This is a genomic window from Pseudoalteromonas luteoviolacea DSM 6061 (assembly GCF_001625655.1).
In the GTDB taxonomy this organism is placed as follows: Bacteria; Pseudomonadota; Gammaproteobacteria; order Enterobacterales; family Alteromonadaceae; genus Pseudoalteromonas; species Pseudoalteromonas luteoviolacea.
Map to the genome: position 1 here is coordinate 1 of NZ_AUYB01000106.1, position 17520 is coordinate 17520.

The window sequence follows — 17520 nt, forward strand, 5'->3', positions numbered from 1 at the left end:
AAAGTCAGTATATTTATTTGAACGACCACGCCCACCGTGTTTTTCTGCGGTTTGCCATTGTTGAATCGCGTCGTCACTGAGCCAAATAGCAATATTGCCACGCTGTATCAACGCTTGGTTATAGGCAGACCAGTTCTTAATTTTCTTTGTCATGGTGGCTTGAGTTGCGTTATGTTTTTTGATCTAATCACGCAAAAGTTCAGAAGTTCAATTATTTAGGAAACAAGGCCTTTATTAAGTGGTATTAATTAATTATTCACAATTATTTTTAGTATAATTATTTAAATATTTAATAAATATAATATTGTGACGTGCGTCAATAAAAGTGTGAAAAAATAAACCTCAATAATTTTAATGACTTTTACGTGAAAAATATGACATTTACGTAAGCGTAAACATATATTAAATTTAGATTTTTTTTATAACCTAGATCAATATTAAGAAAGATTTTTACTTGAAAATAGTATTAAAGTGACTCATAATAGCTAACACAAAAGGGTTATCGCATATCCTGTCCAAATTTAGAAGGTATGTTAACATTATATAAACATACCTTCTGCACAGAGTTCTAGTTTGATGCGCAGCATCAGGCTCGGACGCAACCTTTACATGTTGTATCCAAACCCCGCTTATGCGGGGTTTTTTAATGACCATTTTAGTATGGTTTCGTCTAAGTACTTCTCATAAGGCAATGAACCTCATATTGTGACGACCTTCTTTTATAAGGTGGTATCAAACATCACTTGAGTAGTTTTTAAAACAATGCTCTGATGACAAAAACAGTTTCTTCTTTGTTCAATTTTGTCGTAGTAATTTCTTCTCAATATTTCACCTAGGTACTTAACTCGCCTTGAGCAATCTGAAACCTTTTGCTGATTGAAAATACCGTATTCACATTTCCCTAGGAGGGTTGAATTACTTGATTTTAAAATTGCTCAAAAAAGTACTACCGCTGGTGGCTTTATTTTGCTACTTTAGACGTCTAGACGTACCCCTCACGCAATGAGTAATTTAAACAAAATAAGGGTAATGTAATGAATAATGTTGGATTTATTGGCTGGCGGGGCATGGTTGGCTCTGTTTTAATGGAGCGTATGATAGCTGAGGGGGACTTTTCTCATCTTAATGCGCATTTCTTCACCACTTCACAAGCTGGGCAGCCTGGTCCTACGTATGGTGGGGACGCTAAACCACTCAATAATGCTTTTGACATTCCTTCTTTACAGAAAATGGACATTATTGTGTCTTGTCAGGGAGGCGACTATACCAGAGAAGTATACCAACCTTTGCGTGATTCAGGCTGGGAAGGGTATTGGATTGACGCAGCTTCTGCGTTGAGAATGTCGGCAGACAGCATTATCGTTTTAGATCCGGTTAACAACGACGTAATACAGCAAGGTCTGGAGCAAGGCGTTAAAACCTTTGTCGGCGGTAACTGCACTGTTTCTCTAATGCTACTTGCTCTGGGTGGATTGTTCGAAAAAGATCTCATTGAATGGGTAAGTCCGATGACTTATCAAGCTGCTTCTGGTGCTGGCGCTCGAAATATGAGAGAGCTTATTTCACAAATGGGTGAGATTCATGCAAGTGTGAAATCGCAATTGGAAAATCCGTCTTCCGCAATCCTAGAAATCGATAAGTTAGTGGCAGACAAACTTAAATCTGACTCTTTACCGAAAGATCAGTTTGGTGTGCCATTGGCAGGTAGTTTAATACCTTGGATCGATGTACCACTGGAATCAGGGCAGAGTAAAGAAGAGTGGAAGGCGGAAGTTGAAGCCAATAAAATTTTAGGTTCGATAAAGCAACCAATACCAGTTGACGGTTTGTGTGTAAGAGTTGGAGCGATGCGCTGCCATTCGCAAGCTCTGACCATTAAATTGCGTGAAAACATTGATGTAAACGAAATAGAAAAGATTCTCGATGAGCACAATGAGTGGGTGAAAGTAATTCCGAATGAGCGTGATGTTACTGAAAAAGAGCTTTCACCAGTTAACGTGACTGGCTCTTTGCATATACCTATAGGCAGGATCAGAAAGCTCTCTATGGGTGAAAAGTACATCAGTGCATTCACTGTTGGCGACCAATTATTATGGGGCGCAGCAGAACCTTTACGTAGAATGCTACGAATCATTACTGGGTAAACAACAAAAAACGCCTAGTTAAGTAAGCTAGGCGTTTTGAATTAACGACTACATAATTTTAGAAATGAAATTCATGTACACTATATGTGTGCTCTACACCATCACAGTCAGTTGCTAGCGCTGAGACTGGCTTAAATGCGCTATCTAAAAACCATTTTGCCGTCATATTAGAACCATCCGGGCATTCTGCGCCGATTGTATGTGCAACTCTTTTACCTGCTGCTATTCCAGCTGGGACATTTTTATTCCAGTACAACCTGACCTCAGAATGTGGAGGGATATCGGCGATAAACTTATAGTAAACCTTGATAGGGTGCCAGCGAGTAATTGCGCCATTACAAGAAGCTGATTCGCACTTTAAGTAGACAAAATTATATGAATACTTAAGTACGCCATCGTCTACATTTGTTGTAACTTCTGACGCTTGACTTCCAAAACTCATGATGCTCGCTAGTAACGCGCTAGCCAAGAGTGCCTTTTTCATAACTAACTCCTTTTTTTGATTAAATGAACTTCCGCATAACTATGACTAGGTATATCAGTTGAATGGTCAAAAAAACACCCATCAATGGTTACAATTTGTTTACTTTTTTACGTTTGTACACATGTATGTTTTAGTGATTGATTACACAACTTTATATGGCTAAAAATATCATTAAAGCGGGTTTTGGCGAAGTGAGTTTCTATGAGCTAGCGTAGCAAAAATAGGTGACTATACATTGCTTTTTATTTTACCTAATTCAGGAAAAATTTCTAATATGGAACTTGATAGATATAACTTCACAATGCTCATATACGCTTTAGTAATAGATAGAGTTAGGATTTAAATAGGTACGCACTGCTTTTGTAATGAAAATTATACAAAATTGAGGGTTTTAATATTCAAGATAAAAACTAGCCAAAATAATAAATACAGTTTTTATTGTATACAAAGTGTGCGCTTTAAATGTCAATTTTAAGAGAATTAATTTTAAGGATCTTTTCAGTTTAGTAAAATACATAATTCGTATGAGTGAAAATTTTTCAGCAGATTAAAAGTGAGTAATCGACAGCGAGACTTACTTAAGCACAAACTAGTTTCTCGAGAGCTTTAGTGCTTAAGACTAGGTGCACAACTAAAAATATGCATGTGGTTGCAAAGAGCCGAAAACACAGAAACCTTCTCAATAACTTATCAATTACAAAGCGAGAGCGTCTCGCAGATATGCTGAGCATCTTGGCTAAATATTCTGAACTGCCATAAATTTTACATAAGAAAATATACTGGGTTTTTCATAGCGGGTGAGCAGTATGAAATCTTAATCTATTACCTGAACCTCTTCGTTTAGTTCACTTTTTCAAGCCCCAAAACTTGATTGAATCTAAAAAATGCACTATCAAGCTGTCATTTCTAATGAAAGCACTAAGTGAGATTCAATAGTATACGTAGTAGATTTACATGTTGACAATATATGATTTGGCGATCTAGTCTGTAAATTGTCAATGTGAAAATATATGGAAGGTAAAGTGAAAAGAGTTAAAAACAAAAAGTTCATAGGAATTCTATATTTGATGTTTTTGGCTGGTTGTGGGGGTAAAGAGCCGGGCAATGCAAAAACTCAAGCCCCAGAAACCCCTATAGCACCAGTGGCCCCTGCGGAGCCAGTAGCACCCGTAAAAGTCACCCCGCCAGACACGAAGTCAGACTATATAGGTTTTGAGTCTGCTCCTGTAAGACCATTAGCGAAAACAGCGAATGGCAAAATACTGCTAATGACGAATACCTCTAATAATACTCTTGAAATTTTTTCTATAGGGGTAGACGGGCAAATTTCTTTATCGCAAACCGTGCATGTTGGATTAGAGCCTGTATCAGTGGCATTGATTAATAATGAGGCTTGGGTTGTTAATCACTTGTCTGACTCTGTGAGTATTGTCGATTTGTCGCTTTCGCCAGCGCGTGTTGTTCGCACCTTATTAGTGGGTGATGAGCCAAGAGATATTGTTTTTGCCAAAAATAAAGCGTTCATTACAACTGCTCACCGAGGTCAACAAAGACATAACCCTGCTTTGAAAGATGTAAAAGGCGCAGGAGACGCCAAACTGCATACGTCAGGGGTAGGACGCGCTGATATTTGGGTATTTGATACAGAAAACCTGTCCCAAAACCTAGGTGGTAAGCCAGTACAAATTGTCTCAATGTTTGGTGACACATTAAGGGCGCTTGCGGTATCTCAAGACAAAGAAACAGTGTACGCAGCGGTACTTAATTCTGGAAATCAAACTACAGCTGTACATGAAGCGGTAATGTGTCCAGGGTTTGAAGATGATGAGTACGGTGCGGTGCCATGTAAAGTATTAGATGAAATAAGCTCACCCAAAGGGTTACCCAACGGCGACCTACCTGGTGGTAGGACAGCACCTGGTATCAATATTGAAGGAGAGTACCAGCCTTGGACCAGCATGATCGTTCAATACAATCGTGGTTCAGGGCAATGGCAAGATACAAAAGGTCGCAACTTCTCAAACGGGATACGTTTTCACTTACCCGATCATGACGTTTTCGCAATTAACACGGACACACATGAGGTCATATCGAGATTTAATCATGTTGGTACAACACTATTCAATATTGCAGTGAGTCCCACTACTGGCGAATTATTCGTATCCAATACTGACGCTAATAATGCAACTCGGTTTGAAGGGACTGGTGAATTCGCAGGCTCGACCGTACAAGGGGAGATTGCAAAAAGTCGTATTTCAGTTATCAATCCATTAACTGGCTCAGTATCTCCGAGGCATTTAAATAGGCACATAGACTATGGTGATTTAAAAGGTAACGGGCCAATTAAAAAGCATAGTTTGTCTACTCCTTTACAACTTGAAGTGAGCGCCGATGGTAAGAGATTGTACAGTGCGGTCATAGGCTCGAATAAAGTAGCGGTTTTAGATACGAATGAGTTGAGCAGGGAGGACTATTGGGATCACAAGGGCAAAGAGTTTGACCCGAAAACCGCCAGTGAACGGTACTTGTCAGTACAAGGTGGTCCGGTAGGGATTTTGCTGCATGAGGATCAAAATTCTTTGTATGTTTTTACCCGGTTTGACAATAGCGTTGTCCGAATTAGCTTAGAAAATGGCGAGGAACTTCAGAGAATTGCTTTGTCTACACTTGAGCCTAAAGACTATATAGCAGGTCGGCACATGCTTTATGATGCAAATCGCTCTTCGTCTAATGGGGAGTCCTCTTGTGCCAGTTGTCATATCTTTGGTGATACAGACCACCTTAGCTGGAATTTAGGAAATCCAGATGCCAAAAATGAAAAGAATCCACAACCGTTTCCTACTCAAAATCTATCAGAGCTGGGATGTTTACTTGTTGGTCCTGAAGAAGAAAGCTGTCAATTACTAGATATAATCAACGGAAATGGTGATGAACGTGGTTTTGCGTCGATGAAAGGTCCTATGGCAACACAGACTTTAAGAGGGATGCAAAACCACGGACATATGCATTGGCGGGGAGATCGTTCTATAGGGTACTTTGGCGATGATGTGGAGCAAACGTTAGATGAGCGCACATCTTTTAAAAACTTTATTGTTGCATTTGAAGGTTTGATGGGTCTTGATATTTCACTCCCTCAGACTGTTGAAGCAGATAATAAGACGCCTGATGTGAAACTGTTGGAGCAAGATATGGATGAATTTGCCGACTTTATGCTTAGAGTTGCTTTGCCGCCAAATCCAATCAGGAACTTAGATAATTCTTTATCAGGCTCTGCGCAAGTGGGCGAACAGTTCTTTCATGGGCTGAGGCGCTCAGATGGAGCGGCAAAAGATACCCCGCTAAATGGTGATAACGTCGATGGGGTGAATTGTGCTGGTTGCCATGGTGTCGATCACGCAAAAGGGTTTTACGGTACACGAGGGGAAATAGCACATGGAGGAGAAATTCAAATTTTAAAGGTGCCGCATTTAAGAAACTTATATACACGCGTTGGCATGTTCGGCTTACCAGATCGTCAAGGATTTTTACCTTCTCACACCAAAGAGCATCAAGGGGATCAAATTCGAGGATTTGGCTTTTTACATGATGGCGCAACAGATCAACTGCTAAACTTTCTTAAAGGGGGCGTTTTTGATAATGGTGAAAAAGGCTGCCCAGAGGGAGCAGATGAAAGATACGGCTGTCACTTTAACGAAGGAGAAATCGGTATTCCTAATGAAAGTACAAGACAGGGACTAGTGGACTACATGATGGAGTTTGACAATGATTTAGCACCGATTGTTGGCCAGCAAATTACACTGACTGAAATTACTTTAGAAGCGGTTAAACCAAGAGTTTTATTATTTGAGCAACGAGCGAGTACGCCTTTTGTATCGAAACTCTTAGGAGGGCAGGTAACCGAATGTGATCTCATCGTGTTGGGAGTTGTAGACAATGAGCAACGAGGCTACTTTTTTGACCACGTTGATAAAAACTATAGAAGTGATAGAGCTTTTGAAAAACGTTTTACAAAAGAGCAGTTATTGGCCATAGGGACGCGACAAGGAAATAGCTTAACTTTTACCTGCGCAATTCCAGGCAAAGGTTGGCAAGCTGCATTGGATAGGGATTTAGACGGTATATTGAATGGTGATGATACTTAGTGTTTCACTTTAAATCATTGTTATTTATACAAATCAAAATCCTTAATAGAGTTTTAGCCAACTAAACTAGCAGGTAAAAATATGAGTAAGTATTCTTCGCAACTTATGACCGATTATGAGCAAATTGCCCAATCGCCCATAGAGGAGGCCTATTCACTGCCTTTTGCTGTGTATAAAGACAAAGACACATATGACCTTGAAATGGAGAAGATATTTAAAAGCGAGTGGGTCTTTATAGTCAGTGAGCAAGAGTTAAACCAAATTGGAGATTATTTTGCTTTTACAATAGCAGGCGAGCCCATTGTAATTATCCGCGGCCAAGATGGTACTGTTAGGGCACTATCTAACCTGTGCCGACATAGAGGGACAATGCTACTTGATGATGGGTTTGGCAATATAGAAAAAAGCATAGTTTGTCCATATCATGCATGGACTTATTCTGATGATGGTGCCTTTAAAGGCGCTCCATTTACAGGTAGTGTCAATGTAGATAAACAGTCGCATTGCTTATTACAGTTTCACCTTGAAAGTTGGCATGGCATGCTGTTCATCCATCTTGGAGAACCTACAAGTTCGCTCAAAAATCGTTTAGATGGTATTGATGATTACTTGCGCCATTTCGAGTTACCTAAATTTAATTATGGTTATCGTTCAGACAAATCTGAGCAATGGGATGCAAATTGGAAACTAGCAATGGAAAATGCCATGGAAAGCTATCATTTATTTAAGGTACACAAAGCAACGTTAGAAACAGTAACACCTACTCGACAAGCTTTTGACATCGCAGGTTATTCTGAATGGACTTTAACTGGTGGTGCGATGAAAGATACGTCAAGCACACTCACTAAATGGTTTAGGGGTAGTTACCCAAAAGTGTTTGATAACTATGTCCTGATATCTATTCCCCCTGCATTTGTGGGTATACTAACCTCTGAAAGCCTCTCTTGGGTTCAAGTTTTACCTTTAGACAGCGAACGTTGTATCGTACGCTCAGCTGGAATTTCAAATGTTAAAGTAAGCGCAGAAGACAAAGCTGAAAAAGCGTTTGTTGATGCATTTTTTGCTGAGGATAAGGAGATTTGTGAACGTGTGCAACTAGGCATGGGGTCAACCCTTGCACGAGGAGGTAAGTTAGTTACGATGGAAAAGGTCGTCGCTGATTTTCATCAATTTTTGGGAAGTCGCCTGTTTAATACGCCTGTAAGCGAATTCTATCAAGCTCCTAAGGCACAGCTATTTTTAAGTGAAAGTGGAAGCGATGAGTAGTTCAAATATATGAACTTTATTGTTTTACTCTACGAAGTTTAAAATCAAGCCAAATGATGCCTAGTGTGTTGAGCTGCTAGGCACTTTTTATATGTTTTATCGGCATTAAGGTCATCAAGTGGCGCGGCTCCCAGACAAAACTTAAGTCTAACTAATTAAATATAATAAATTTTTTAATACAACTTGCACGAAACGCCTAGGGGATACACTTTTAAAGTAAAAGCTTTGGGGTAATATAATCACTTCGATTGTGACTATTTTAAAAAGGACCCTTTATGAAGAAGATAGTTAGAAATGCTTCTCTATCGATTTTACTATTGGCTGCAGCTGGTGGGGCTAGTGCTGAGCACTCTCAAAGCGAATGGGTAGAGAAATTTAACTTAATAAGTGAGCAATACCAAGCGCAATACCCAGATAGTTTCAGCCGTTCAAGCAATTTGGCTTGGGCCGAAGCATACTATTTGGACGCGTTGCTTGAGATGTATGTGGGAACGAAAGATCCAAAGTATCTAGACACTTTTACCTTACGTGTAGATAAAGCGTTAGCTCTTGCAAAAGACAACACTGGAATGGGGAACGATGGATACAAAGGGTGGGGAGAATGGGTCTATTCGGTTGACGCTATTCAAAACTTCGGCGCCGAGAATGCTGACGAACAGGACGAGACTTTGCCTGCGAATTGGCATCGTTGGCAGTCTACGCCAGAGACAGCCTTTCGAAATACGGTGGATAAAGTAGAGGATGGTAAAAGTTCAGCTGCGTTTACCGTAAAAACAGCGCCAGAGACTAATCGTTGGCACGTACTTCAAACACCGTTAACAAACCTCCACAAAGCCACTGAGCATTACGACCCAAATAGTAAATATCAGATAAATTTTCATGCGAAAATTGAAAACTGTGAGGCCGGGGTGCGAGGGCTACTTCAAGTCTATGACTTTACAGATAAAAAAGTACTTTTAAACACATATGTTGATTCAAAAACGTATACAAACCACACCGCAGAATTTATAACGCCTTCTAATCCGCTAAATAACGTGCATGTAAGATTGTATGCATCGAACTATCGTAAAAGCTGCACAGCTCACTTTGACAATATAAAGGTCAAATCGTGGCGAGAATACCTTGTACATGATGGTATGATCACAGCACCTATGGCCAAATTTATAAAATTGGCTAGAACGGGGCGCTTAGAAACCCATTTTACACCATTGGCAGATCGTTATTACGATTTCTTGGTTAACAATACTTTCCCTAAATGGGAAAAAGACTTGTATAGTACGCTAAGTGGTAACTTAGTTTACTTGTTCGCCGATGATTCATCGAGTAGAAAGCCCGGTCAATCTTTACCTCACAACCAATATTTAGCATTACAGCGTACCTATGCAGAGCTTGCGCAAATTGACGGCAGCGACCCACAACATAGGTATATGGCCCAAGAGTTAATCAACGCTTTCAAAAGCAGTTTAAATATAGGCCACTATCAAAATAACTTAGGTACGCAAGTCGAAAAATATGAATGGAGCTACTGGAGCATACTTACCGACAAAGACACGATTGCTGACGGTTACAATTGGACTGGTACAGAAGATACCAGCCATGGGAATTTAGATGTGGTTGCAGCTATGAGTAGTTACAATGCGGGAGTTGGTTTTAACCGCGACGAAATGCAGCGATTTGCAAATACTGCAGATTTTATGATTTCGCACTGTGACAACTTTAGCATGCATGTTAACAATTGCTACGCTTCTGAATCTTTAACATCTCTAAGGTGGTGGATTCAGCTAGCCGAGTTTAAACCAAGTATTTATCATGACTCTGAAGCTAAATTGACTCAGGTGTTTAATGCGATACAAGGGGTTGGTCAGCGATATTACATGGGTGCAATCGCACAATTGATTAAAGGCTACAGAGTGTACAGGCAACCATTCGATGTTGTTTCTGCAAACGCATTACCAGAAGGTTGGAGGCATTGGCAGTCAAACCCTGAGACCGTATTTTTAAGCCACAATAGTGCGTTTAGCGGATCGCAAGGCTTAACGGTTAAAAACAAACCTACATACGGGTGGCAAGTAGCACAGAAAATTTTTGACTATGAACCAGGTGCAACATATCGACTTGATTCCATGGCGCGAGTTTTTTCTGGAGATGCTAACGGACGTGTTATGGTTTACGACGCAACCAGTAAAAAATCAATTGTACAAAAAATTACGACAAGTAGAGATTGGTCTCCATTAACTTTGCAGTTTAACGCGCCGAGTACTGCGGGTCATGTATTGCAAATCTATTTGTATTCAACAAAATGGCAAGTTGATAGCGAAATCCATTTTGATGACTTAGAAATTTATCGTATTGATTGATGAATTAAGGGTGGCTAGTAACATTGAGACTAGCCGCTCATAAAACATATCTAATTATTGCAAGTAGGCTTTTAAACAGTTCTCAAATTATTCCATGTAAAATCTTCTTGGCAAAGATGGCGTTGTTTTACAAAACTAGCGTTATTTTGTTTAGAGAATGGTGGTGACGATACTTAAAATTTATCTTTCAAACATTTACTTAGCTGCACTCAGCATATTAATAATAACATCCTATAATTTACGTTATGTTAAATTTAATCTGAGCGCTTGACTCTGACATTATGTCTCCCACTTTTACTACGTCGTGAATGTATATTCTTGCTATGTCCAATACTAATCAGTATCGGACATAGCAATCAGTTCTTGATTGATATGATGAATTCAGAATGTCTCGAGTATCAATTTTGACTGCATACAGCTTTCCAATAAACTGAACTTTAATTGCCTCTTGCAAAAGCCTGCAGCCGTTGGACTTAAGCTTTATAAATAAGCGGTTCTGTTACTGTACTCAGTTGTATAGGTTAAGATGTGATAGACATAAATTCAAGGTTATTTTGTTGGTAATTTTTACCATTGGTTTTACCTATACTTACCTGCTAATTTGCTTCTTTCTTTAATCCAAAATCTAACGCTGTCTTACATTTAAATGCAGTGCGCTTATCTATTCTATTTCAAAATAGAATTTGGGCATTCGATATTGAACTCTCGAATAATTTTTGCTTTATTTGGTTGAAAATAAACAATTTCATTCTTTGAGATCGATTCAATGTGATAATCATACTTGGTAAGAAGTAAATACGATTTATAGCAGGTAGTGCCCAAAGCCGCTATTACCAGTTCACTTTCTGATAAGTTGCTCGTTGCTGCTGTTACTCTTATCGACTCTAGTAAAGCGAGTTCTTGCTTAGTAAAACCTTCTTCTGTTGATTGACAGCCAACAATTAGAGACGTTAGCACACAAAAAAGCGAAATTCTTTTCATTTTATTTATTAACTAATATGCTTGTTGTTGCATTAGAATTGTAGGGCTTCACTAAGAAACTTAACCTGCTAATTTCTCTAATCCACCCTGGTCAAACATTTCTCAGCTACTAAACGCAGTGTACTTTTCATCTCTTAGGCCAGAATTAATTAAAACAGAGTTTTTTTAAAAAAAAGCTCCCAAAAACTGAGAGCTAGGAGATACTTCAATTGTTGTTTTCGAGACCTGTTGGTAGCATTATTATTACTCCAGATGACAAATGCTCGGTTACCTAACATACAAAAATGAAGGCTCTACATGACCCTGAAAGCAGCCAACAGAGCCAACTTCTAGTTTTTTGCCAGCCATAAAAGCAGCTAATGCAGCAGAGTACTGCCCTGTAGTACCTTTTTTGTCAGGATTCATTCGGATCTGCCCTTTATTCTCGCATGTTCCACCAATAAATGGACTTTTCAATATTACAAAGCAAACGCCAGAATCTGTATCGCACCCAACACCAGCAGGTGTTACTTCTTCAGCTACAGTTGAAAAAGTAGAAATAATTAACAGTGAAGCTAAAATAGCTTTTAGGTTGCGCATATGGACTCCAACTTTGGATAGAATTAATAAAATTACTGCCTTTTTTCGTAAGAAAAGCCAAAAAATGAGCAGTGTTATTGAGTAATTCGCTGTGATAACCCATCGGGTGATTGGAAGAAAGTACATTTATTAGGGACGTTTTATAGATCTCATTCGCGACACAAATAAGTTGCTGAAAAAGAGACGAAAGCTACAATCGCCCTTCCTCAAAATATTTAATCGCTGCTGCTTTCACACTTAATATAACAAGCCAGATTAAAAAACAGTTTTAGAAAAACAAAGATATGGTTACTCAAGTGCGTGAAGGAGCAATTTTGAATGAAAAACCAAGGAGCATGCTTGAATTAGAAATTTAAGATTGAGCTTGCGAATAAGTCTGAACTCGAATTATTAAGGAGAAGTTCAAGGCTTTCCTTTGAACAGTTGTATGTGAAAGTCAGTAACCCTATTCAGGTTTGTACGCGTGGAAACGCAGAGCTTAAAGTACCGGTGGCGGAAGTCGCAGTCGACAGTCATGGCGCAATGTGAACTTGAGTTTAAATTGCCAATAAGCCAAATTCTAGAAAGCAATTGCCCTTATTTACTTAAGCACCCAAGAAACATCAGTTAAATCATATACCTTATCAGTTGTACGATACCTGTAAATGACGTTAACAGCCCTACAACTAGAACTATTTTCATTGTGCTTGCGCTTTCTCGAATTCTAAGGCTTGGAAATAGTTTGCCAGACCCAAATAAGGCAATCGTAATGCCACATGTTAAAAGAATAATACCATCTAATAAATTGCTGTAGTCCATTGATAATTCTATTTTTTAAAGTTCGTTGATTACAATATTAATATGCACCATTGCGCACAACAATGGTGCAATAGGAATTTAGAACGCCATGTTACCGACTTTAATACCCAGTATATCCTGCGCATTTCCCCACTTAGTGCACTTAGTATCAGTCAATAATTCGACCTTATTTTCGCGCTTCATATAGGCTGCCATTACAAAGCTCACGATTTCTTTATAGTTTGGCATCGAGCTGTCAATGGCAAAGCGCTTTGACGTTGCACACTCAGTCATTGCTGATTTATCACCATCTATTTCTACAAATAAAATACTATTTGTTCCTTTGTAGAATACGCCTGCACCTACAATAGTTCTGTCACGAAAATATTGAGCAGATGCACTTGTAGAAACCAGCATAATAGCGAGAAACAAAGCAATTTTTTTCATAATGAATAAAGCCTAAAAAGAGTTAATAAAAATTATTTCGAATACTAGCACAATCTTACGCCTTGTTCACTTATTAAACGGGAAATTTGCTATGTTTTATTTGTATCAATCTGCCGAAACTGGGGTTGGGTATGTTAATGAATTTTTTAATGTTTTTAGAGGTTGGTAACTTCAGTTTGTAGCTTTTAGCCATTTTTATAAAAAAGCCGCCATGGTGGATGGCGGCGAAAACGACCTTACATACTCGTATTAAAGCTGTGTAGGGGTACCGCCCCAGACTTTATTTTTATAGTTTTTAGTCGTTCTTCTTGTCCCATCATAGTATGTCCATTGCACATTCTCTGTACTGACTCTGAAATTCGATATACGATCATTGTCTCTATCGTCGGCATACTGTGTTAGCAGTTTTTCTGAATTACCATAAATCTTATTTGAGTAATAAGCTGTTCTATCTCGCATGCCATCGTAATACTTATAGGTAACATAGACATCTCCTAAAAGGTAAATTTTGGTGATGTTTAGATTAGAAACGCTACTACCGAAAGTGCCCACTGCTATTTGGCTCAACCTTTCAAGATCTCTACCCCATAACTTGTTAGAATAATATGCGGTTTGGTTTCTTGTGCCGTCATAAAACTTCCAAGTAGCATGGTCACCATAAGTGCGAAATTCTGTAATGCTGTCACCAGATCGCCCAGATGCTTGCTGAGTAAGGTCAATTAGTGCATTACCCCAAATCCTGTTCGCATAATATCGGGTTGTATTCCTGGTGCCATCGTAGAACTTCCAAGTTGCATGTTCACCATATACTTTAAAGTTGGATATTCTGCTGTTTGAGCTATCAAAGGCGCCTTGTGTTAATGCTTTTAACGCATTACCCCACACCCTGTTTGTATAATAGTAAGAGACATTACGCATACCGTCGTAGTATCTCCAAGAAACGTAGTCACCTTTTTTTTGAAATTCGGTAATTCTATCGTTGAAAAAGCCTCGCGTACTTTGAGTAACCTTTACGCCGTCACACTCATACCAATAGGAATCTCTGTTTTGTTCTTTAGAGCATTGAGCTGCATAAGTAAACGTTGAGGAAAGTACCGCAGTGGCCAAGCAAGCAGCATGAATAAGTGTTTTGTTAATATTCAATTTCATAATCCTTATAGCTGAATAATAATCTGATTTTCATTTTTTTGTGACCAATTAATAAACCAGAGCCATTGAGTTTCGTCATTGTTAATAAGCTTTTTCGAGACTTATGTGTTTTCAATTAGCAAAGTCATTAATCGGAGAAAGGAGTGTACAGTAAGTTTTTGAATGTGTATATAATGGTAATAAGAAGTTAAAAATAAAGTGTTTTTAGAGTTGTTATTTTTTATGCCAGATTAATTAGCGTTGTATCGATGTAAAACTATGGTTTTCAATGAAGTGTTTAAATAGTCCCCCTTAATTAATCAAAAGCAACCTTTCGATTGTGGTCTTACTAACAACGTTTCAATATATTCTGTGTTGAATGCTTAATCTCGCTAAGCAGACTATCTACGCGGAGTGTGTTTCAAGGAAGAGTATTCACTACGTTTCCCTTGGTTGGCGCCTGATGCAGAGTATGAGCCATGAGCTCTTCGAAACCAAAATTAAGGATGTCAGGCACTAGCTAGTAGGAAGATAAATAGCCAGTTAAGTTTATTGGCGTACTAATAAAAGCTGCAATATTTGAGTGGGCTTGTACAATTACAAGCCCACTTTTATTACTAAATTACCATCTAATTGATGTTAGTAAGTGCGACATACTGCTAGGATTGTACAAAAGTGCGTATATCCAGAGTCAGTGGGTTTACCACCTGCGACTTTAGGAGTTAGGTCCTCAGACAAGAACTTGCCGTCATTTGTCAGGCTTTTTAGCTTTTTCTTAGTTAGTTTTACTTTCATTTTATTTCCTTAAAAAATTAAAGTAATAAAACTGAACCCTCAATTCGGGTAATGCACTGTTTTATATTTATTAGATGTTTACAGGTTGTATCAGTCACGGATAAACAGCCTGTGTTAGTAGTTCTGTATATAATTCATACAGCACTAAGAACTTACCTGTTTATTTAAATATTGGCAATATATCAATTAATTTAAATGTGCGTTTCAGATCTTGGTGGGTGCCATTTTGTCGTTAGTTAGTATTGCTTGATTCGGTTTGTCAGTTTGAGTAATGGAATGCCCTGTTCTGGACGAGTTACAATCACTTTGTTGTGTTGTGGTCTACTAGGGCGTTGTTTCAGTCGACACTGTAAGTGAATAGCATCGACTGAATATCTTTAGCGTAAATAGGATACCAATGATAGATTTATGCCATATGAGCAGTGATTTGGCCAAGTTCCTAGGTGTGCAGTATTTGCCTCCCACTTTATTTCAAACTTGCCATCTTTTACGGGTACCCATGTTGAGTGTGCTGACCTCTGCCCTGAACCGATATGCGCCTCTATGGTTTGACCTAGGTATGCGTATTCATGGGTTTCTCCCGAATTCCTGTAGGCTATAGTTAAATTACAAGTCTCTGGTTTATTTCCATGCGTTATTAGTAAATTACCCGATAAAAAAACAGCTATAACGTCTGGTGGTACAAGCCCTGATACATCAACTTCAGACCATTCACCTTGGGGGTGTTTAACGGTACCTGCCCCTGTGTAAGTATTTATAAATACAGGTGGGTTAGTTTGCGTAGGGCTGCGTTTAACAACACCCATTACAGTTCCCTCAACAAAGTCACTGGCCCATATGCAACTTGGTAATATGAGCAATGTTGCGCAAATAAAAGTTTTATATTTCATCATTTTCCTTATGTTCATCTATGGTTATTTGTTCCCCCTCCCTGCTATGAACCTAACGGGTCTAAAGTAAAGCGAGAGGGCTGGCAATCTTAAAAGGTAAATATATTGTAAATCGAATGGGTTGTTAATACCGGGCTTATATTGATAGCCGTCAAGTTGCACACACTTAGCTCTTGTTAAGATCGATAAAACAAAGCAAGGAGGGTTAAGTCTATGCGAGGTTTTACAAACTTATTGTTCAATCAAAAATTCCTGTGGCTACAGATTTTAGTCGCACTTACACTTGGTGTATGTATTGGCTTAGCACTCTCGCCAAAAGGTGCAGCTTTGCTTGGTCAACAGGATGCAGAGCAAGTCGCACAATGGGTTGCATTACCAGGGAAATTGTTCTTGGCTCTTATTCAAATGGTGGTTATTCCATTGGTAATGTCGTCCATTATTTTGGGTATAGCAGGTAACCAAGATACACAGTTTTTGCGAAAAGTAGGTGTAAGAATATTTCCCTACTTTGTAGTCACGACAATTATTTCTGTCACTATAGGCGTATTGGTCGTTAGTTTGTTTAATCCAGGATTTTACGTCGATAGCCAGTTGTTGACTAATTTGGGGGTGAGTACTTCTTTGGTTTCATCAGAACCTGCAACCACAATGAGCATTCCTGAACGTGTCGCGGCGATGATCCCTGCCAACTTTACACAATCAACGTTAGATAAAGACATGTTTGCGGTTGTTATGTACGCAGGATTTATAGGTGTTGCATTAACAACGCTTGTGGTTAAGCAAAAGCTATTATTACTAGATCTAACTCAAGCCGTGCAATCCTTGTCTTTAAAAGTCGTTAATTGGGCCATGCACCTAGCTCCTTTCGCTGTATTTGGCTTGCTATGTGATATTACAATTCGAATCGGTATTGATGCATTAATTGGTGTGTCAGCCTATGTTGGAACGGTAATTGTCGGGCTTGTTATATTGCTGCTAGTCTATTTGTCGCTTGTGTGCTTAATTGGTCGTATTAATCCTTGGAGCTTTATTAAGTCAATTAAAGATGCACAATTATTGGCTTTTTCGACATCAAGTTCTGCAGCGGTAATGCCACTGTCGATGCAAATTGCAGAACAAAAGCTACAAGTTCAAAAGCCCATTGTTCAGTTCATTGTGCCTTTAGGCGCGACAATAAATATGGATGGAACAGCGCTTTATCAAGTAATAGCGGCGTTGTTTTTGACCCAAGTTTTTGGTGTTACACTAACTGATAGTCAAATCGTCATGTTGATGTTAACAACTGTCGGAGCTTCTATCGGCTCTCCGAGCATGCCAGGTGTTGGCATTGTAATTTTAGCTTCGGTATTGGCTAGCTTTGGCATTCCGCCATCTGGAATAGCGCTTATTCTCGGAGTTGATCGTATTTTGGATATGTGTAGAACAACCTTAAACGTTACTGGTGATTTAACAGCATGTGTTGTTATGAGTCGTTGGCTGAATAAACACATTGAAATTAGCAATTCAAGTGCTAACTCGCCTGTTTAACTT

Annotated in this window: 13 protein-coding genes; 5 read left to right on the plus strand and 8 right to left on the minus strand. The window is 38.9% G+C overall.

Annotated features, from left to right (window positions below; all coding sequences use genetic code 11):
- The coding region (locus N475_RS26300; protein WP_211270616.1) for a transposase at window positions 1–153 on the minus strand (153 nt) is incomplete at its 3' end.
- A gap of 881 nt (window positions 154–1034) precedes the next feature.
- On the opposite strand from N475_RS26300, the gene asd reads away from it, so the two are divergent.
- Complete coding sequence (gene asd / locus N475_RS14405; protein ID WP_063365474.1) at window positions 1035–2144, plus strand: aspartate-semialdehyde dehydrogenase; 1110 nt, start codon at window positions 1035–1037, stop codon at window positions 2142–2144.
- Window positions 2145–2202: 58 nt separating this feature from the next.
- Here asd and N475_RS14410 read toward each other — a convergent pair whose 3' ends face one another.
- On the minus strand, window positions 2203–2628 hold the full coding sequence (locus N475_RS14410; protein WP_063359102.1) for a hypothetical protein: 426 nt from the start codon (window positions 2626–2628) through the stop codon (window positions 2203–2205).
- A gap of 1022 nt (window positions 2629–3650) precedes the next feature.
- Here N475_RS14410 and N475_RS14415 point away from each other — a divergent pair.
- From N475_RS14415 to N475_RS14425, 3 genes are all read left to right on the plus strand, one after another.
- Entirely contained in the window at window positions 3651–6770 is a 3120-nt protein-coding gene (locus tag N475_RS14415) for a hypothetical protein (protein ID WP_211270615.1), read from the plus strand.
- Window positions 6771–6851: 81 nt separating this feature from the next.
- A complete protein-coding gene (locus N475_RS14420) occupies window positions 6852–8036 on the plus strand; it encodes an aromatic ring-hydroxylating oxygenase subunit alpha (protein WP_063365475.1) in 1185 nt (394 codons plus the stop codon).
- A gap of 275 nt (window positions 8037–8311) precedes the next feature.
- Window positions 8312–10393: a hypothetical protein gene (locus N475_RS14425; RefSeq protein WP_063365476.1), complete on the plus strand. Its 2082-nt coding sequence runs from the start codon at window positions 8312–8314 to the stop codon at window positions 10391–10393.
- A 666-nt stretch (window positions 10394–11059) separates the two neighbouring features.
- Here N475_RS14425 and N475_RS14430 read toward each other — a convergent pair.
- From N475_RS14430 to N475_RS14455, 6 genes are all read right to left on the minus strand, one after another.
- The gene (locus tag N475_RS14430; protein ID WP_155732582.1) at window positions 11060–11374 is read right to left on the minus strand and encodes a hypothetical protein; all 315 of its coding nucleotides are present in this window, start codon (window positions 11372–11374) and stop codon (window positions 11060–11062) included.
- A gap of 267 nt (window positions 11375–11641) precedes the next feature.
- Window positions 11642–11953, minus strand: a complete 312-nt coding sequence (locus N475_RS14435; RefSeq protein ID WP_063365477.1) for a hypothetical protein — start codon at window positions 11951–11953, stop codon at window positions 11642–11644.
- 876 nt (window positions 11954–12829) lie between these two features.
- Window positions 12830–13177, minus strand: a complete 348-nt coding sequence (locus N475_RS14445; protein WP_063365478.1) for a hypothetical protein — start codon at window positions 13175–13177, stop codon at window positions 12830–12832.
- Window positions 13178–13426: 249 nt separating this feature from the next.
- Window positions 13427–14326, minus strand: a complete 900-nt coding sequence (locus tag N475_RS14450) for a hypothetical protein (RefSeq protein ID WP_063365479.1) — start codon at window positions 14324–14326, stop codon at window positions 13427–13429.
- A 618-nt stretch (window positions 14327–14944) separates the two neighbouring features.
- On the minus strand, window positions 14945–15100 hold the full coding sequence (locus tag N475_RS25525) for a hypothetical protein (protein ID WP_155730991.1): 156 nt from the start codon (window positions 15098–15100) through the stop codon (window positions 14945–14947).
- A gap of 377 nt (window positions 15101–15477) precedes the next feature.
- Window positions 15478–15990: a hypothetical protein gene (locus N475_RS14455; protein WP_063359113.1), complete on the minus strand. Its 513-nt coding sequence runs from the start codon at window positions 15988–15990 to the stop codon at window positions 15478–15480.
- Window positions 15991–16203: 213 nt separating this feature from the next.
- Between N475_RS14455 and N475_RS14460 the strand changes: the two genes are divergently transcribed.
- A complete protein-coding gene (locus N475_RS14460; RefSeq protein WP_063365480.1) occupies window positions 16204–17517 on the plus strand; it encodes a dicarboxylate/amino acid:cation symporter in 1314 nt (437 codons plus the stop codon).
- Window positions 17518–17520: the final 3 nt, after the last annotated feature.